The following is an 18,487-nucleotide window of genomic DNA, read 5'->3' on the forward strand; positions in this document are numbered from 1 at the left end:
TTTTATTCCTCCGTATCAAACCAGTACCGTCTTGCTGCACAGAGTTCTTTTTCGTAAATCGTTCCTTCAAGTGAAATAATCTCGATATTTTTTCCTGTGTTTGGTGAATGGAGCAGTTTCCCGTCTCCATAATAAATCCCTACATGATGAATACTTCCTTTGCCTTCCTCATAAGCAAAGAAAAGCAAATCACCTGGCTGGATTTCAGATAACTCGATATTTTCACCTTTCGCTGCCTGTTCATGTGCGTCCCTCGGAATGATGTATCCGTTGGCCTGGCACATACTATAGCTAAATCCTGAACAATCATAGCCATAGCTGCTCATCCCGCCCCAAAGGTATGGTAATCCGAGGAATTGTTCACCTGCAGCGACGATCCCCTTGCCGTTTTGTTTAGGAACTCCCTTTTCTGAAGGATAGAGAACCACATCCTCTGAGCATAAAATGCCAATTCCGGTCGGTGTCTTGACGCGGATACGATCCCCAATTTGTTCGATAGCCGGAAGCATAGTTTGATAGCTTAATTGCATAAGCTGTTCATCCTTCTCAGAGAATAGGAGCGCATGTTTTGAAGTAACCACAACAACTGGTCCATGCTTTATGTACCAATCCGATTGCTGGATTAGTTGTGCTTTTGGAATCCAGCCCGGATATCCACGTTCATCCTTTCCTGAAGGCTGATCAGGAACAACCACTTGTGCCCAGCCATCTGCTTCATCGATGATCAGAACTTCCTGGCCAAATAGCACCTGTGATTGGACTAGATTAGCGTCACATAGTTGAAGTCTTGGTTCATATGTTAATTTTTCAAGCCATGCCTCCAAGTTTACTGAACCGGAGACAGCGTCCTGGTCTATTTCTCTTGCAGAATCATAAGAAGTCCACAACGTTGCGACAGGAACATTGACTAGCCATAAATTATTGCTTTCCACTTGATATTCCTCCTTCTATTAGGACATCTTCAATTCCTAAACCTGGCCGGTCTGGAAGGCTGATTGTTCTTCCATTATACTTTATCCCACCTGTAATCGCTTCACCTGCAAGCATAAGCGGAGCATCGAAATCAAACCGTGTAATGTTTTTCTTGCTTGCTGCGAAGTGAGCGGCTGCCGTGATTCCAAGCTTCGTTTCAATCATGCTGCCAACCATGCATTCAATCCCCGCAGTTTCTGCCATCTGGTTAATCATTTGAGCCTGGTAAATCCCTCCCGACTTCATCAATTTAATATTGATAAGGTCGGCGCTTCTTCGCTTAATTACTTCAAAAGCTTGTTTCGGCGTAAATACACTTTCATCTGCCATAATTAACGTTTCTACAGAATCCGTGACCTGCTTAAGGCCATCAATGTCCTCGGCTTTTACCGGCTGTTCCACCAGTTCAATATCGAGACCCAGGTCCTCCATTTTTCGAATTGCCCTTATCGCATCCTTTGGCTTCCAGCCCTGATTAGCATCTAGTCGGATTTTTACATCATTGCCAATGCGGCGGCGAATTTCTTGAATACGAGAGATATCTGTAGAAATATCACCAATTCCAACTTTTACCTTCAGGACATTGAATCCATTGGCAACATAAGCAACAGCATCCTCCCCCATCTCCTCAGGGCTGTTTACGCTAACGGTAAAATCAGTTTCTATTTCGTTTCTGTAGCCGCCGAGGAATTGATAAAGTGGTAAGCGGCAATTCTGAGATATGCAATCATATAACGCCATGTCAACTGCAGCTTTTGCGCTGGAATTGCCTATAAGGGCTGACTTGAGTCCCTGGAATATAGCTTCATAATTTAAAAGATTCTTTTTTATCAGAAATGGTTTTATTACATCATTGATCGCAGATTCAATGCTTGGCAGGCTGTCTCCGGTGATGACCCATGTCGGAGGTGCTTCCCCCCAGCCGGCAATCCCATTGTCACAGCTAATTTTAACAAAGATAGCTTCTGCGACTGTTACTGTGCGAAGCGCCGTTTTAAAGGGCTTGGTTAGAGGGACAGCTGTGCGGAATGTCTCGATTTTTTCAATGATCATATTAATATCCCCTTTTAGTATTAGCTTAATTAATCCCGCTCTCGACAATGAGAGTTTTGCTTTCTGTATCCAGTCGTGCATGAATGCCGAATGGGACGGCTATATGAGGTGAGCAATGGCCCATATTGAAGCCCTTCATAGCAGGCCTGCCTGCCAGTTTAATATAATGATCGAGAACTTCTTCGAGAGAAAGGGACAGTTCCCTTTCCGGTACACAATTATTGAAATCGCCAACTAAGAGCCCTGCTGCATCCTGAAGCTTGCCAGCCATATATAGCTGGTTCAGCATTCGGTCAACTGCGCGCGGCTCTTCATTGATATCTTCTATCAATAAAATTTTCCCAGCTGTATCAATTTCAAATTTTGTACCCATCGTACTTGAGAGCAGTGACAAGTTCCCTCCTACTAATGCTCCTTCCGCTATCCCTGAAACCAGTTCATCCAGTTCTGATGTAGAATCGGTATAACGTAATTCTGTAGGTTGGAAAAGCTGCTTGAACTGATCCTTGGAAATCGGGTTGGCGTCTGCTTTACCAAGATCTGAAGCAATCATCGGACCATGGAAGGTAACAAGGCCTGTCTGCTGCCGAATTGCTGTGTGTAAAAAGGTGATATCACTGTAGCCCCAGAAGATTTTAGGATTCCTGCTGATGACTTTATAATCGATCGCTGACGCTATCCGTGCAGTTCCATAACCGCCTCCTGCACAAATGATCCCTTTCACCTCATCGTCTTGGAACATTTCATGCAAATCTGCTAATCTCTCTTCGTCACTACCTGCAAGATATCCATATTCTCTGTAAAGTGATTTTCCGAGTTTATATTTCAGTCCTAAGTCTGCAAAAAACTTTAATCCGCGTTCAAGATTTTCTTTATTAGGCGGACTTGCAGGGGCGATAATGCCGATTGTATCCCCTTTTTTCAGCCGTTCAGGCTTGATTAACATCATTGATCGACTCCTTTAGTTAAAAGTACTAAGCTATCAATATGTATATCTTCAGAGAGTATGTATTAGTAAGACTCTTTTTGTAACCTATACACAAAGTTATAAAGGAGTCCTAATTTTAGGCTGTTTTCTCAAAGAATGCTGTTTTATATGGATTGTTTGAAAGGAAATCAACTTATTAAAGCAACAAAGTATACGAAAACAGCCTAATTTTAAAAACTACATTGATTTCCTTTAAAAAAATCGGCCAAAACCTCAATTAGTAAAAAAGAGGCGATCCAAGACGGACACCTCTTTCTTAGAAAGTACAATCGTTGAAGCTAGACAATAAAAGTAAAGAATTTACTTCTTATCTGCCCATTTCAATTCAAGATAGCCAACAGGATGGCGAACAACGCCACTTACAGCTTCGTTTTGCATATAAACTTGGTTATAGAAGTGAACAGTAAAAATCGGTGCTTCTTCAAAGAGAATCTTCTCTGCTTGGTACATTAATTCGAAACGCTTTGTTTCGTCAGCCTCATTTTTAGCATCCTTGATCAGCTTGTCATACTCAGGATTTCCCCAGCCAGTACGGTTCATAGAGTGACCTGTCTGGAAGTTTTCCAGGAAGTTGATTGGATCTGCATAGTCAGCAAGGAAAGAACTGCGTGAAAGCTGGTGCTTTAGTGCTTTCTGTTCTTCAGCGAAAACATTCCATTCCATATTAGCCAGCTTCACTTCAACTCCAAGGCTTTCCTTGAACATTTGCTGAAGAGCTTCTGCAATCTTCTTGTGAACATCATCAGTGCTGTATGTTAGTGTGACTTCAGGAAGTTCAGTATAGCCTTCTTCTTCCATACCCTTCTTCAAAAGAGCTTTGGCTTCTTCGATATCAGTCTTATTTAAATCTCCGCTAACTTCTCGGAAATCTTTGCCTGATGGATCCTGGAATCCTGGAGAGACGAATCCATAAGCTGCTTTTTCCTGATTTTTTGTAACAAAATCCACGATTTTTTGCTGGTCTACTGCAAGTGCGAACGCCTTACGGATATTCACATTTTGGAATGGTTCCTTCGTAACATTGAAGCGGTAGAAGTAATCTCCTGCCTGGTCTTCAACTTTTACCTTTCCTTCCTTGAACAGTTTATCGGCAAGTTCAGAAGGCACATCAGAAACATCTAGGTCTCCTGCCGTGAACATTTGGTACTCAGTATTTGTATCGTCGACAATCGCCCACTCAACTTTATCAAGCTTTACATTTTCTGCATCCCAATACTTTTCGTTCTTTTCCATGACGAATTTCGTGTCATGCTCCCAGCTAGTAAGATTAAAAGGTCCGTTTCCTACGAATGAATCTGCTTCTGCAAACCATTCTGGATTTTCCTTTGCAACCTTCTCATTGATTGGGAAAAATGCAGGGTTAGCGATAACGCTTAAGAAATATGCCTGAGGGCTTGTTAAAGTAACCTCAAAAGTCTTAGCGTCAACTGCTTTAACTTTTACATTATCAGCAGATCCCTTGCCGCTGTTGAACTCTTCTCCACCTTCAATGAAGTAGCCAAGGAATGCTGCAGAAGAACCAGTAGCAGGATCCAAAAGACGCTTCCATGCGAACACGAAATCGTTCGCTGTCACATCATCGCCATTTGACCATTTTGCGTTTTCGCGGATATGGAATGTGTAAGTTTTGCCATCTTCGGATACATCCCATTTTTCAGCAGTAGCTTCTTCAGGCTGGTGCTCAGCATTTAAGCGCGTAAGACCTTCCATCAAATTGTTCAGCGCACTCCATGACGCCGAATCAAAACCGATTGGAGGATCAAATGAAGTTGGTTCCTGACCATTGTTCAGGTAAAGGACTTTTTCTCCGCCCTTATCTTTGTCCCCTTTGTCTTTTCCATCTGTTTCTTTGCCTGTGTTCTCATTTGCTGTACATGCAGCAAGTGTGAATACAAGCATGGCTGCCATCAGCATTGTCAAAAACTTCTTCACTCTGTTTCCCCCTTTAAATTTATGTGAAAATTTATATCAAAGAGGCTTACGCCTGATTGAACAAGATTATCTGCTTGCAAGTACTTTTTTTGCCCGTTCATCCTGAAGCCAGCAATCAACTACATGGCTGCTTGAAAGCGTTGTATGTAATGGATATACCTTGTCACAAACCTCCATGGCATATGGACATCTAGCAGTAAATGGACATCCAACTGGTGGAGAGAATAAATCCGGCGGCGTGCCGCCAATAGGGATCAACTCCGCTCCTTCGACATCAAGCCGTGGCACTGAGTTTAACAATCCCTTTGTATATGGATGCTGAGGGTTATAGAATATTTCTCGCCTCGTGCCGGTCTCAACGATTTTCCCAGCATACATGACGGCGATCCTGTCTGCCACTTGGGCAACCACACCCAAGTCATGAGTAATAAGGATGATCGAAACACCTGTTTTCTTTTGAATATCACGGAAAAGCTCAAGTATCTGGGCTTGGATTGTTACATCCAAAGCTGTCGTAGGCTCATCCGCAATAAGGACATCAGGCTGGCAAACCAAAGCCATTGCAATAACAATCCTTTGTCTCATGCCACCGCTGAATTGATGAGGATATTGTTTTAATCGGACATGAGGGCTGGGAATCCCTACAAGATCAAGCATATCAATAGCTGTTTTTTTTGCTTGCTCCTTTGAAAGTTTCATATGCTGAAGGATACCCTCTGTCAGCTGGTCTCCAATAGTAAGTGTAGGATTTAGGGCAGTCATTGGGTCCTGGAAAATCATCGAAATATCGGAGCCACGGATCTTCCTCATTTCGGCATCCTTTAACTCCGTTAAATCTTTGTTTTTATAGATGATGGAACCACCATCAAATTTACCAGGCGGCTCTGGGATTAAGCGCATGATGCTCTGGGATGTCACGCTTTTGCCGCAGCCCGATTCACCTACGATGGCAAGTGTTTCTCCTTTATGTAAATCAAATGTGACACCGCGGACCGCTTTTACTTCACCGCCATACGTCTTAAAAGAAACATGAAGGTCTTTTACTTCAAGTACTTTTTCCATGATGCTTACCTCCTTAGCTTCGGATCAAGTGCATCCTGAAGACCGTCACCTAAAACGTTAAATGAAAACATGGTCATCGAGATGAAGAACGCCGGGAAGAACAAGCGCCACCAGTCTCCTGACAAAATAACCGGCAAAGCATCACTTGCCATTGAACCCCAGCTTGCCATTGGTGCCTGAATACCCAGACCCAAAAAGCTTAGAAATGCTTCGGCGAAAATAGCTGAAGGTACAGAAAGAGTCATCTGAACGATTATCGGGCCCATAGTGTTGGGCAGCAGGTTTTTGCGGATGATCCGGCCAGTTTTTGTTCCGAACGTTTTAGATGCTAATACGAATTCATAATTCTTGATTTGCAGGACCTGGCCTCTGACAATTCGGGCCATGCCAATCCAGCCGGTGATAGTAAGTGCAAAGATGATCGTTGCAAGACTTGGACCCATTACTACGCTAATCAGAATGACAACCAGCAAATATGGAAGGCCATATAGTACTTCGATTACCCTCATCATGTAGTGGTCTGTCCTGCCGCCTTTATAGCCTGCAATCCCACCGTAAATGACTCCGATCAAGAAATCGATAAGTGCGGCTGCGATACCTACGAATAAGGAAATGCGTGCCCCATACCATGTCCTAGTGAAAACGTCTCTTCCCAATTCATCTGTTCCGAACCAATGTTCACTCGAAGGCTTCATATTTTGATTCACAAGATCCTGATGATCCATTGTATGCGGCGAAATAATTGGTCCGAAAATCGCCATAAATGTCAGGAAGGATAAAAAGAAAAGACCTAGCATCGCCAGCTTGTTTTTCAACAGACGTCTCCATGCATCCTGCCAATATGATAGGCTTGGCCTTACCACAGCCTCGGCTTCAGAGTTATTTACCTGCTTCGGAACAAACCACTCGTCGGGAACTGTTGATGATTCGTGTGTTTCTTGAAATTTCCGCAGAGCCATCATCTTCCCTCCTTTTTATGAAGTTTGATCCTTGGATCAAGTATTCCATATGCCAAATCCACAAGGAACAACATCATGATTAACACCGTACTGTAAAAAATAGTTGTGCCCATGATGACTGGGTAGTCACGCTGATTGATGCTTTCAACGAAATATTTACCCATTCCTGGGATAGCGAAGATTTTTTCAATGACAAAGGTTCCTGTCAAGATGCTTGCAGCCAATGAACCAAGAATGGTTACGACCGGAAGCATTGCATTTTTCAATGCGTGCTTGAAAACGATTTTTACAGGTGATAATCCCTTTGCCTTTGCAGTTCTTATGTAATCCTGTGTAAGGACCTCCAGCATGCTGGCTCGTGTCAGACGCGCAATGATAGCCATTGGACCTGTCGCAAGCGCCAGTGTCGGCAGAATCATATGCTTGGGACTTGACCATGTTGCTACGGGGAGAATTTCCCAGTTGACTGCGAGCTGCTGGATCAGCAGTGTAGCCATTACAAAGTTTGGAACGGATATGCCGAGAACGGCGATCGTCATCGCAAGATAATCGATAATGCCGTTATGGCGCAGTGCCGCAATGATCCCTAATAAAATGCCGGAAAATATTGCGACGATGAGAGTGACCATTCCGAGTTCAAACGATACTGGAAATCCCCTTCCCAGCATTTCATTAACTGACTGGGAGGACTTTTTGATTGAAGGTCCGAAATCAAATGTCGCGACAGACTTTAAATACAAAAAGTATTGAACATACAATGGCTCATCCAAATGGTAATAGGCCTCTAGGTTCTTCTGCACAGCCTCGCTCGTGGCCCGCTCTTCGTTAAAAGGCGAACCGGGGATTGAGTGCATCAGGAAAAATGTTAAGGTGATAATGACCAGCAACGTTACGGCCATTGCACCCAATCTTTTGAGAATATATCCGAGCATTTACTCACTTCCTTATCTTGTCTTTATCCGAGTGTCTTGTTGAGTTTAGTTCTGCAATAATCAGCAAAAAGTAGTTCTCATCGCAAGCTCTGTCATGACAAGCATAGCTTGATAGGCTTCTAGAATATCCTTAGCCTGGTAACGGACAATCGTCGTTCCTTCTTCAATTTCTGTGCCAGGCATTAAATTTGCCCATTCTGCCTCTCCATAATTGGAGAATTCGATTCTCAGCACTGGGTTATCCGGAGGGGTAAGCGGTTTCACTTTGTCTTTGTTTTTTAGGGCTAGTTCCGTTTTTTCTGCGAGAAGCTGCCCGGCTTTTACTGGAGTGAGTGATTTTGCTGCTGATCTTGAAATAGATTCTTTTACAACTGCAGTAGTAACATTTGGTATAAGTGCTTCTGCCTCTCGTGCAGCACCATCATCCCCTGCTACCATGATGACCGGTACACCGTAATAACCTGCAACATACGCGTTAAAGCCTAATTCTCCAATTTGGACATCATTTATGTACATATGGCGAACTCCAAAAATCATCGAGTGAGACATTACGCCTTTCATGGAAGCCTGTGCGTGATAGCCAACAAACACAGCTCCAGCAAAGCTATTATCCAGTCCCTGTACCATTGAAAATGGTTTGACATCCCCTGTAATCAACTGAGTTTCACGATGCAGCTCCTCGATCAGTAGGTTGTTCATCTTGGAGTGGCTGTCATTTACGATTACTTCCTTACAGCCTTTTTCAAAAGCAGCAGTGATGACATGGTTCGCCTCCTCTGTCATGATTTTACGGCCACGCTCGTAGTTATGCTTCGAGGAATCTACATGGGTATAATCTACCAAACCAGTAATCCCTTCCATGTCTACAGATATGTATAGTTTCATTTTTGACCCAACTTTCTATGAATAATTATCTTAAAATTATAAATAATAAATCTACTATTAGCAACCTTTTCTCCCATAAAATTGGTCTGTTACAAAGAAATAGTAGATTTGACCCCCTAAGTATCTGTTAATAAAAAACTATTTATGGAATAATATTTTCTCTGGTGATTTTCATTGATGATTTATAAGGAATGGGAAGAAAATGGATGAAACGTCCGTGTTTTTAGATAAATGAGACAGTTTAATCAGAAAAGAATTTTTGCGAGATAATACTTTTGGAGTGCACTTCAAACATTAGGTTTACGAAGGATAAGTAAACATGCAAAAAAGACACGTAATTATTTACGTGCCTTCTTCATCAGTTTTAATGACATCCATTAACTCGATAAAATGAGTCAGTACTTTTGCGGTCAGTCCCCAGATGACTTTTCCGTTGTACCTAAAAAAATATTCATCCATTGTCCGGGTTTGCCATTTATAATTTTCACCGCCAATGATCAAATCGAATGGAAAGCCATCTTCAGGCTCTACCTGGAAATTAATTTTATAGCTGTCAGGCTGATTCTTTTTAAAGAAGGATAATGGAACAGTAAAAATCTCACCAACCTCATCCACATTCGGGGATATCATTTTAGAATCCTTAATTGTGCCAGCAAAAGGATAGATGATCGTCCCAAAAGCTGAAACCATATAATCCAATGAGAAGACATCGGTAATCTCACTTTCCTTTATGCCTAGCTCTTCTGAAGTTTCACGGATTGCGGCTTTTTGCGGATCTTCACCCTTTTCAATCTTCCCTCCCGGAAAACAGACTTCTCCGGGTTGTCTTCTTAAAGTCAATGAGCGAACCTCGAATAATACATGGACTTCATTATCAACTTCCACCAGCGGCAATAGAACCGCGAATTTCAAGAATTGATCATGGCCAAGAATTGAGGGTGTACGCCCTGATAAAGCCTCTGAAATCTGTCTAATATTTGTTATTGGACTCCACACTCCCTGTACCAGTTTTTATCTTATTTTATTATGAATATGAACAGAAAAGAAAGGAAATGGCTTTTAAATTAGAATAAGTGAAAATTAATGTATGCGTTTTTTTATTAAATATTTATATAACAGCCAAAAATTAAAGACAGTGGCAAAAGCCACTGTCTAATTATCAATATCTAGAACCCCTAGCTCGTCCTTTGATTGCGTTATATGCGATTAAGATTAGTCCAATTACTAAGAGTATGTGTATAACTCCTCCCGCGATATGAAAGATCAATCCAAGTACCCAAAAAACTAGCAATATAGCTGCTATTGTCCATAACATGATGAAAATCCCCTTCCAATTTATTTTTTCTTAATTTAATCTTACCCTTTGTACATTTTCATTAAACAAGCATGCTTGCAGCCAAATGTTTGATAACTTTCTTACCTCTATGTAAAACTATAGAAAAGAATACTTTTCAGTTAGGAGCTTGACATGCAGAACTATAGAATTTTGTTCTTGGATATCGACGGTACGATTTTGAGACCTGACGATACAATCGAAGAATCAACTAAAAGGGCTATTGCAGAAATGAAGGATCAGCATATCGAAGTTGTGCTTGCGACAGGCCGGCCTATCCATGAAATCTCGGAAATTGCTGATGAGCTTAAAATTACGTCATTTATTGGGTACAATGGTGCCCTTGGGATATATGAAGGCAAAACCATATTTGCTGAGCCAATGCAAGCAAGCGAAGTTCAATACATTCTCGATGTCGCGAAGGAACACGGACATGAAGTAGTGCTCTATACTGCCGAAAAAAATTACCTCTCAGACCTTGATTCCGACTTAGTGAAGGTTTTTCTTAAACAATTTCATTTGAGGAGAAATGACATTTTTACTGAAAAGGTCATCCATGATATTTTGGGAATGACCATCATCACGAAGGGCCGATTGGGACATGAACGTTATGTGTTCAATGAGGGTATTCATTTATCACAGGTAAATATAGAAGGTATGGAACATTGCTTTGACGTCATCAGGGACAGGGTCAATAAAGGTGTTGGAGTTGGATTTTTAATGAAACGACTTGGGATCGAGCGTGAAAGTTCTATTGCTTTTGGTGATGGGATGAATGATAAAGAAATGCTTTCCACTGTTGGCGATGGGTTCGCAATGGGTAATGCCCATCCGGATTTATTTCAGCATGCAAAACACAAGACCACAGAGGTCACTAATTCTGGGATTTATAATGGTTTGAAGTCACTTGGTCTAATGAAATGAACGAAGGGAACCTCGCAAAAATGAGGTTCCCTCTGCCAAATCAATATTATTTTGCAGCCCTTTTACGAGCGCTTGCCTGCGAAATTTGATTTTCTGGCTGTGCTGCTTGTTTTTGTAGCTGGGATTTATAACTGATCCAATACATTAAAGCGACAAAAACTCCCCCTCCTACTGCGTTTCCTAAATAAACTGGCACAAAGTTTCCAAAGTATTCAGTCCAGCTGTAATGGCCAGCGAAAATGGCTGCTGGGATTACAAACATGTTTGCCACAACGTGCTGAAAACCAATTGCTACAAATCCCATAATCGGGAACCAAATAGCCAGGATTTTTCCTGTCATATCCGATGCTCCGTATGAAAGCCAGACTGCCAATCCTACCAGCCAATTACATCCGATTCCTGAGAAAAAAGCGGCCCAAAAGCTGTCATCTAATTTTGCTCCTGCAACCGCTACTGTTTTATCCAAGAATGGGCCAGTTTCTGTCAACCCCACTACATGTCCAAAAATATAGGCGACGAACAAAGCACCGACAAAATTGCTGATTGTAATCCAAAACCAATTATTAAGCAGCTTTTTTACAGTCACTTTCTTTGCCAGGCTCGCGATTGAAATTGCGGTCATATTTCCTGTCAGCAATTCCCCACCTGCAAGCAGAATCAAAATCAACCCAAGCGGGAAAACAGATGCACCGAGAAAAGTACCAAATGTTCCCCATTCATGTGGCAGGTTAGCGATTACCCTGATATCTAGCAAATATCCCAAAGCGATAAATGCTCCACCTAAAAAGCCGAGCACAAGCATATTCTTAATGGGCATGGAGGCTTTGTAAGTACCCGCGTCTACAGCCAGTTGGGCAATTTCCTGCGGTTTTCGAAAAGCCAATTTAATTCCTCCTGTTCTTTAGATGTATAGATAGTTATTGGCGATGCTTATCCTTTTACAGGCTTAATTCCCCTTTATGCAACAAAAAAACAGCCTTTTCCGAATAAATAGAAATGGTTGGATAACTTTTGACAATTATTTATGACAGACATATCATATTTATATATCAAAGTGATATATATTAAGTGAGGAGGAAAAAAGCCATGTCAATTGAACATTCTATCCTAGCCGTTATAAGCTACCGCCCAAGCTCTGGCTATGACATCAAGAATGAATTTGAACATAAAGCTGCGGGTTTATATTGGGGTTTAAGCTACGGCAGCCTTTATCCGAAGCTGAAAAAACTCGAAGAAGAAGGATACATCACCACACTTGAGGAAGACAAGGATGGCCGAAAGAAGAAACTGTATGATTTGACCGGCAAAGGCTGGCGCGAGCTGGAAAATTGGCTGGCGCAAACCCCTGCTCCTCCTGTGATCAAGGATGAGCTCTTCATGAAAATGGCAGGCTGGCATAAGGAAATGGATCTGGAAAATCTTTGCGCCCATCTAAAGGCAAGACAATCAGAATCTAAAGAGCTCCTCAGCTACATTAAAAATTGGAAGCAAAATAAGACATCATTCATCAATAGTGTAGGAATGCTGGCAATCAGGTATGCTGAGCTGAAGCTGGAAGCTGAACTGCAATGGATAACCGAGTCACTCGACGCGATTGAGAACAACGATATGCCTGTTGGCCAAGACCCCTCCCAATTAGAGGGAAAACAGCTTGAACGCAGGAAAATAGCATTAATTAATGAAATATAGGAGGCTAAAAGATGAATTCTGGAATGTTTAAGCCTTTGCGAAATAAATCTTATCGCTCGCTATTCGGAGCTCAGGTTTTTTCGGATCTCGGCAACTGGCTTGATTTTGTAGCGATACAAGTGATCGTTGCTTATCATTGGGGACTTGGTGAAGCAGCGATTGCCTCCGTCATTATTGTTCTGGGACTTCCATGGGTAATAATCGGTCCTCTTGCGAGCGTGTTTGTCGACCGTCTCCCCAAAAAAATGCTGATGATTTCCTGTCTCCTGCTCAGGGTTCTTTTTGTAGCAGGCCTGTTTTTTGCGCCTAACCTGTTCATTTTATTAGTTTTCGTCTTCCTAAAAGCAACCGTAGCTGCTCTATATGATCCAGCAAGACAAAGTGCCATCAGGTTTACGGTTCCTGAGGATGAGCTTCCTGAAGCAGTCACACTAAGTCAGCTTTCGGTCAATACAATGAAAATAATTGGACCAGCGCTCGGCGGAGGATTGATCGCGCTTTTTGGTGTAAAAAGCCCTTTTATTTTTGAAGCAGCTGGCTTTTTAATTGCTGTTTTATTTTTAATGACTCTGCCCAAAATCGAAACAGAAGCATTAAATTTTGAACAAAGAGTTAATCAACCATCATTTCTTAAGGATTTCTCCGAAGGCATTCATCATATTTTTTCAACACGCATTCTAAAAGCAGCTATCATTTTATCCTCTATTGCCTTTTTTATCATTTTTTTATATGATGGATTGTTTGTCTTTATTGCTCAGAAGCTTGGCTTTGGAAAAGAGGAATTCGGCTGGCTGATCAGCTCAGTTGGATTCGGAAGTGTGATTGGGGCATTGCTGCTTGGCAAATGGACACATTGGAAGCAAAGGACGATTCAATTAATGGCCGCAGCATCTTTGTTCAGCGGTGTATTTATTTTATTTATCGGACTTGGTGCTAAAGGAGTATTTGAACTGCCGAAAATTGGCTGGATGGCGGGTGCTTTCCTTCTTGGGGTTCTTGGCTCAGCTCAGGGAGTACCGTATGGATACGTTCTACAATCAGAAACGCCAAAACAAATGATGGGCAGGGTTTCAGCCTCAGCAATGTCACTCCAGACCTTTTCGATGTTAGTTGCACCAGCCGCAGGAGCTTTGCTGGCAAAGCTCATTGGTGTTCCAGTTGTTTTAATTGGGGCGGGAATAGCGACCTTCTTTCTCGGAGCTTTCGCCTTATCAATTCGAATAAATCAAGAACCTAAAGAAAGTTTTCAGACTCTGGACAGTTAATTTAACGCATTAAAGCGCTGGGGGTCTGACCCCCAGCGCTTTAATGTGTTAAACTGTTTAGTCTTTATTTAGTAGCTCTTCCCCTGCGATGCCTGGGTTTGTCATTTCATATGGATTGAGGATTAAATCTAGTTCTTCTTCTGTCAATACATCGTACGCAAGACATAGTTCGCGGACTGATTTTCCTGTAAGGATCGCTTCGCGTGCGATCCGTGAAACCGCCTCGTATCCAAGGTGCGGGTTGACTGCTGTGATGATCCCTACACTTCGCTCTACATCCTTCTCAAGCTTTTCTTTGTTTGCCTCGATGCCTACTAAGCAATGGTCTGTAAATACTTTGAACCCATTGTTCATGATACTGATAGACTGAATCAGATTGAACACAAGGACAGGTTCCATAACATTCAGTTCGAGCTGCCCAGCTTCAGATGCAAGGCAAATCGTATGGTCATTTCCGATTACCTGGAATGCTACCTGGTTTATGACTTCAGGCATAACAGGATTTACCTTACCGGGCATGATTGAAGAACCTGGCTGGCGAGCAGGAAGGATAATTTCATTGAATCCCACGCGTGGTCCTGAAGCCATCAAACGCAAATCATTTGCGATTTTGGACATATTCATCATACATACTTTCAATGCAGCAGAAACAGTGGTATATGCATCGGTATTTTGTGTGGCATCAACCAGATGGTCTGCGTTCGTTAACGGGTATCCGCTAATTTCGGACAAATGGAGGACAACATTTTTAATATACTTTGGATTAGCGTTTAACCCAGTTCCGACCGCTGTTGCTCCCATATTTACTTCGTACAGATGGCCGCGAGTATGCTTGATTCGTTCGATGTCGCGTTCGATGACTCGAGTATACGCCTCGAACTCCTGTCCAAGGCGAATAGGCACAGCATCTTGCAGATGCGTTCTTCCCATTTTAATCACTGAATCGAATTCTCTTGCTTTCTGGGAAAAAACCTCACGCATAATGCTCATCGTGTCAAGGAGCTTGTCCAATAACGAAAGAACGGAAATATGGATCGCAGTTGGAAAAGCATCATTTGTTGATTGGGCCATATTTACATGAGAATTTGGACTTAATGTAAAATAATCCCCTTTTTTCTCACCCAATAGTTCCAGGGCGCGGTTGGCGATTACTTCATTTGTATTCATATTAATGGATGTTCCAGCTCCGCCCTGAATCGGATCGACGATAAACTGATCGTGCCATTTTCCTTCGATGATTTCGTCAGCCGCTTTGACAATGACTTCACCAAGTCCGCCATATAGTCTTCCAGTTTCCATATTAGCAAGCGCTGCTGCCTTTTTAACAATTGCCATTGCTTTAATGAGTTCACTATGTATTCTATATCCTGTTATAGGAAAGTTTTCAACGGCCCTTAACGTTTGTATGCCGTAATAGGCATCCGCCAATACTTCTTTTGTTCCTAAAAAATCCTTTTCAATCCGGACTTTTACCTCTGACATTTTCTACGCCTCCACAAAGTTGGTTAGTATTTTTATTAGAATCAAGAATATGTACTTAGCTAACCATTCATAACAGTATTCGACATGTATATTCTGATATGTTTTTACGCTTGTCCCCCTTGGACTGCAATGTTAGCTTGCCTCCCTATTGTAAATCAAATCGCCTAAATCATCACGATAAATCATTATTTTTAACTGTGATTTTCGAAAATAATTCCTGGCATCCTGAAAATTTACTATTGATGTTTGGGACACAATCGAAAAAAGTGCGCGAACACTGTATGAATTCTGTCTCTTTTGGAGAAACACCACTACTTTTGATAGCTTTTGTCAGCATGCAGGAAAATTGGAATATCAATGAGGAATTTATTTGTAACACATTTTTATTAAAACTATTAACAGAAAGGAATGTGCATGATGACTGACACTCAATTCATGAAAGCATATACGATTAAAGAGGTGTCCAAGAAAATTAATGTTCCCTCTGGAACCATCAGGCAATGGGAAAAGGATCTTTCAGGATTGCTAATCATACCGCGGACTAAACAAGGCGCGAGATTTTATACAGATATAGAGATTGAATTTTTGATGAAAATCAAGCAAATGCGCGATAAAAATTTAAGCAAGGAAATGATTCGTGACCTTCTGCAAAGACATATAGGAAATGACCCTCAGTCAGTAACTGGGCCATTTTCAGAAACAAGTGCATTAATGATTGAACCTGGTGTCCCCGCCCAGCTTCACGAACAAAATGAAGAAGGCTACGAAGCTTTTATGGCTGCTATGGAGCAATATAAAGAAACTCTAATTGCCGAAGTAAAAGCGGAAATCAGGAACGGCATTCGTAAGGAGGTTCTGGAAGAAGTTAAAAAGGAGATATCCAAGGGTACTTTTACGACAGTCAAAACGATTTCTGACTCGATTTATAAATCTGGAGAACGGACTACCGAACAAATTAAAGAGCTCACAGATACAGTGGCGAGAAATTCGGAAGAGAATTCCGAAACACTCGGAACCATTTCTTCGGAGCTTTCGAATGTATCGAAGGGTACTTCTGAATTGTACACCAGCATTGCAAAAGTCTCTCGTGGCACAACAGAAATGTTCGGCATAATTTCTGAAAGTGTCGTAAAAGCTTCACAGGGCACATCCGAAAAAATTGCCCAGCTTTCAGACAATATTCAAAAAACATCCAAAGGAACGACAGACAAAATTACCAAGCTAACTGAGAGTGTTTCGAAGGTTTCGAAGGGTACCTCCGAAAAAATAAATACCCTATCAGGAAGCATTGCGAATGTTTCAAAAGGAACTTCCGAAAAGATCGCTTCTCTGGCAAACAGCCTGACAAAGACTTCGAAAGGAACGAATGACAAGATTGCAACCCTATCAAGTTCAGTTGAAAAACTGGCGTCCGGGACGAACAAGGAATTATCAGTGTTGTCTGAACGCTTGAACGAGACGACAGAAACGGTAGCTGAGGAGTTTAAAATTCTTGCTGATTATGTGTCAAACAGCCGTGAAGCAACCAATCAGGAACTCTCAAATTTAAATGAGATACTCACGCAAGAAAGAGATTATTTTGTCAAGACCATTAAAACCGAACGCGAAGAATTCCGGAAAGAGATCAGGCAGCGTGACGAAATGTTTAAAGATATGGTCGAAAGCTTCCGTGAGACTGCTGCTTCAAAACATCATAAACGCAATTGGTGGAAGGTTTGGAAATAGTATAGTTGTTCGGCTAAGGCTTTTTTCGTATATGTCGTTAAATTCAAGACAAAAAAAATCAAAGCTTCATTGACTATAAGAGTGCATCCTTCTTGTAATAAACGATTGTGAAATCCGCCTTACGAAAAGAACATATTTCAAGCAAAGTTGTTAATAATATTTACACCCAGCTAAATTACTTTTAAAAATTTTTTATCTCAAAGTAACCTATTTTCTCTAGATGTCTCCGAATCAAATCAGCTATGAATTCACACTTAGAGGAGAGTGAGGAGATGAAATGCATATTTCGAATGGCGGCTATTGCTCTTTTTTGCTTTTCCTTTTTACCAGCAGAATCAGCTTTGGCAAAAAGCCCTTCTCAATTTGGACCATTCAAACCGATCAACATTTCCCATCGCGGTGCTTCGGGACATGCCCCTGAACACACCTTTACGGCGTATGAACTTGGTACCATAATGGAAGGGGATTATATAGAGATTGACCTCCAGATGACGAAAGACGGAGAATTGATTGCGATGCATGACGAAACACTTGATCGCACCACTGAGGAAACGGGCATGATCAAGGATTTCACCCTTGCACAAATAAAGAGGCTTGATGCAGGAGCCTGGTTTAACGAAACTTTCCCCCAGAAGGCAAAGCCGGAATATCTGGGTCTGCAGGTGCCAACTCTACGAGAGATAATTGAACGAATGGGTCCTAAAGCCAGGTATTATATCGAAACTAAATCACCTGAATTCTATCCTGGAATGGAAGAAAAGCTTCTTGATATTTTATATGAATACAATCTTGTCGGGGAGAAACAGCCTGTTGGCAAGATTATTATCCAGTCTTTCAGTGCGGAGAGCCTGAAAAAAATCCATCAGATGGATGAATCCATCCCATTGATCCAGCTTTTGTCCTACTATGCCCCCGCCATCATAGCGAATGAGGAAGTAGCGAAGATCAAGGCATATGCAGTCGGAATTGGAATGCATTATACTGCCATCAGCCCTGGCTATGTAAAAAAGGTCCGGGATTCCGGATTACTGATTTATCCCTATACAGTAAATGAGAAAGAGGATATGGAGATGCTGTTAGATTGGGGCGTTACAGGAATGTTCACTAATTACCCAGATCGGCTAAATGAAGTTATAGGAAAAAGAAATAGGATGCCATAAAGAAAGCTGCTTTGTGCAGGCAGCTTAGACTGTAGACAAAACTCGCTGAAAATTGTGCTTTTCTACAGTTTTTTAATTGGAATGTAAAACGGGTCTGTTGATTTCCATTTCAGGCGCTTCGCTTTC

The 18,487-nt window shown here is 41.8% G+C and carries 17 protein-coding genes; 5 read left to right on the plus strand and 12 right to left on the minus strand.

The annotated features are described in order from the left end of the window. Positions 1-2: 2 nt before the first annotated feature. The 10 genes from V7654_RS13390 to V7654_RS13435 form a co-directional block, all read right to left on the minus strand. Positions 3-932: a C40 family peptidase gene (locus V7654_RS13390; protein WP_335430879.1), complete on the minus strand. Its 930-nt coding sequence runs from the start codon at positions 930-932 to the stop codon at positions 3-5. Then, positions 919-2,025: a mandelate racemase/muconate lactonizing enzyme family protein gene (locus tag V7654_RS13395; protein WP_335430881.1), complete on the minus strand. Its 1,107-nt coding sequence runs from the start codon at positions 2,023-2,025 to the stop codon at positions 919-921. Before V7654_RS13395 ends, V7654_RS13390 begins: the two co-directional genes overlap by 14 nt. Before the next feature lie 25 nt (positions 2,026-2,050). After that, entirely contained in the window at positions 2,051-2,971 is a 921-nt protein-coding gene (locus V7654_RS13400; protein ID WP_335430907.1) for a S66 peptidase family protein, read from the minus strand. A gap of 342 nt (positions 2,972-3,313) precedes the next feature. Further along, positions 3,314-4,927 carry a peptide ABC transporter substrate-binding protein gene (locus V7654_RS13405; protein ID WP_438825300.1) on the minus strand — a complete coding sequence of 538 codons (1,614 nt, stop codon included), beginning with the start codon at positions 4,925-4,927 and terminating at the stop codon, positions 3,314-3,316. An 84-nt stretch (positions 4,928-5,011) separates the two neighbouring features. Continuing rightward, entirely contained in the window at positions 5,012-6,007 is a 996-nt protein-coding gene (locus V7654_RS13410; protein WP_335430885.1) for an ABC transporter ATP-binding protein, read from the minus strand. Positions 6,008-6,012: 5 nt separating this feature from the next. Continuing rightward, positions 6,013-6,969, minus strand: a complete 957-nt coding sequence (locus tag V7654_RS13415; RefSeq protein WP_207499322.1) for an ABC transporter permease — start codon at positions 6,967-6,969, stop codon at positions 6,013-6,015. Further along, positions 6,966-7,898 (minus strand): ABC transporter permease, encoded by a 933-nt coding sequence (locus V7654_RS13420; protein WP_335430889.1) that lies wholly within the window; start codon positions 7,896-7,898, stop codon positions 6,966-6,968. Before V7654_RS13420 ends, V7654_RS13415 begins: the two co-directional genes overlap by 4 nt. A 60-nt stretch (positions 7,899-7,958) precedes the next feature. After that, on the minus strand, positions 7,959-8,783 hold the full coding sequence (locus V7654_RS13425) for a M55 family metallopeptidase (protein WP_335430892.1): 825 nt from the start codon (positions 8,781-8,783) through the stop codon (positions 7,959-7,961). A gap of 342 nt (positions 8,784-9,125) precedes the next feature. Next, positions 9,126-9,779, minus strand: coding sequence for an NUDIX hydrolase (locus V7654_RS13430; protein ID WP_335430894.1), 654 nt, complete (start codon positions 9,777-9,779; stop codon positions 9,126-9,128). Between the two features lie 163 nt (positions 9,780-9,942). Further along, positions 9,943-10,098, minus strand: a complete 156-nt coding sequence (locus V7654_RS13435) for a lmo0937 family membrane protein (protein WP_438825299.1) — start codon at positions 10,096-10,098, stop codon at positions 9,943-9,945. 153 nt (positions 10,099-10,251) lie between these two features. Here V7654_RS13435 and V7654_RS13440 point away from each other — a divergent pair, with 153 nt between their 5' ends. Then, positions 10,252-11,040, plus strand: coding sequence for an HAD family hydrolase (locus V7654_RS13440; RefSeq protein ID WP_335430896.1), 789 nt, complete (start codon positions 10,252-10,254; stop codon positions 11,038-11,040). 46 nt (positions 11,041-11,086) lie between these two features. Here the strand turns inward: V7654_RS13440 and V7654_RS13445 are convergent, their stop codons facing one another. After that, positions 11,087-11,923: a formate/nitrite transporter family protein gene (locus tag V7654_RS13445; RefSeq protein ID WP_335430897.1), complete on the minus strand. Its 837-nt coding sequence runs from the start codon at positions 11,921-11,923 to the stop codon at positions 11,087-11,089. Positions 11,924-12,126: 203 nt separating this feature from the next. Between V7654_RS13445 and V7654_RS13450 the strand changes: the two genes are divergently transcribed. Beyond that, a complete protein-coding gene (locus V7654_RS13450; protein ID WP_335430898.1) occupies positions 12,127-12,729 on the plus strand; it encodes a PadR family transcriptional regulator in 603 nt (200 codons plus the stop codon). 11 nt (positions 12,730-12,740) lie between these two features. Continuing rightward, positions 12,741-13,994, plus strand: coding sequence for an MFS transporter (locus V7654_RS13455; protein ID WP_335430899.1), 1,254 nt, complete (start codon positions 12,741-12,743; stop codon positions 13,992-13,994). 57 nt (positions 13,995-14,051) lie between these two features. Here V7654_RS13455 and aspA read toward each other — a convergent pair whose 3' ends face one another. Continuing rightward, positions 14,052-15,476, minus strand: a complete 1,425-nt coding sequence (gene aspA / locus V7654_RS13460) for an aspartate ammonia-lyase (protein WP_335430900.1) — start codon at positions 15,474-15,476, stop codon at positions 14,052-14,054. A 435-nt stretch (positions 15,477-15,911) separates the two neighbouring features. On the opposite strand from aspA, the gene V7654_RS13465 reads away from it, so the two are divergent. Both V7654_RS13465 and V7654_RS13470 read left to right on the plus strand, forming a co-directional pair. Then, positions 15,912-17,201: a MerR family transcriptional regulator gene (locus tag V7654_RS13465; RefSeq protein ID WP_335430901.1), complete on the plus strand. Its 1,290-nt coding sequence runs from the start codon at positions 15,912-15,914 to the stop codon at positions 17,199-17,201. A 272-nt stretch (positions 17,202-17,473) separates the two neighbouring features. Next, entirely contained in the window at positions 17,474-18,361 is an 888-nt protein-coding gene (locus V7654_RS13470) for a glycerophosphodiester phosphodiesterase (protein WP_335430902.1), read from the plus strand. Positions 18,362-18,487 lie beyond the last annotated feature (126 nt).

It is taken from the genome of Bacillus sp. JJ1609 (assembly GCF_036967045.1).
Classification (GTDB): Bacteria; Bacillota; Bacilli; order Bacillales; family Cytobacillaceae; genus Mesobacillus.

Excerpts from the sequence above, each read along its gene's own strand:
- V7654_RS13415 (WP_207499322.1), bottom strand. The coding sequence starts at position 6,969 with ATGATGGCTCTGCGGAAATTTCAAGAAACACACGAATCATCAACAGTT.
- V7654_RS13410 (WP_335430885.1), bottom strand. The coding sequence starts at position 6,007 with ATGGAAAAAGTACTTGAAGTAAAAGACCTTCATGTTTCTTTTAAGACG.
- V7654_RS13470 (WP_335430902.1), top strand. The coding sequence starts at position 17,474 with ATGAAATGCATATTTCGAATGGCGGCTATTGCTCTTTTTTGCTTTTCC.
- V7654_RS13435 (WP_438825299.1), bottom strand. The coding sequence starts at position 10,098 with ATGTTATGGACAATAGCAGCTATATTGCTAGTTTTTTGGGTACTTGGA.
- V7654_RS13450 (WP_335430898.1), top strand. The coding sequence starts at position 12,127 with ATGTCAATTGAACATTCTATCCTAGCCGTTATAAGCTACCGCCCAAGC.
- V7654_RS13465 (WP_335430901.1), top strand. The coding sequence starts at position 15,912 with ATGAAAGCATATACGATTAAAGAGGTGTCCAAGAAAATTAATGTTCCC.
- aspA (WP_335430900.1), bottom strand. The coding sequence starts at position 15,476 with ATGTCAGAGGTAAAAGTCCGGATTGAAAAGGATTTTTTAGGAACAAAA.
- V7654_RS13420 (WP_335430889.1), bottom strand. The coding sequence starts at position 7,898 with ATGCTCGGATATATTCTCAAAAGATTGGGTGCAATGGCCGTAACGTTG.
- V7654_RS13395 (WP_335430881.1), bottom strand. The coding sequence starts at position 2,025 with ATGATCATTGAAAAAATCGAGACATTCCGCACAGCTGTCCCTCTAACC.
- V7654_RS13425 (WP_335430892.1), bottom strand. The coding sequence starts at position 8,783 with ATGAAACTATACATATCTGTAGACATGGAAGGGATTACTGGTTTGGTA.
- V7654_RS13400 (WP_335430907.1), bottom strand. The coding sequence starts at position 2,971 with ATGTTAATCAAGCCTGAACGGCTGAAAAAAGGGGATACAATCGGCATT.
- V7654_RS13455 (WP_335430899.1), top strand. The coding sequence starts at position 12,741 with ATGAATTCTGGAATGTTTAAGCCTTTGCGAAATAAATCTTATCGCTCG.
- V7654_RS13405 (WP_438825300.1), bottom strand. The coding sequence starts at position 4,927 with ATGCTGATGGCAGCCATGCTTGTATTCACACTTGCTGCATGTACAGCA.
- V7654_RS13440 (WP_335430896.1), top strand. The coding sequence starts at position 10,252 with ATGCAGAACTATAGAATTTTGTTCTTGGATATCGACGGTACGATTTTG.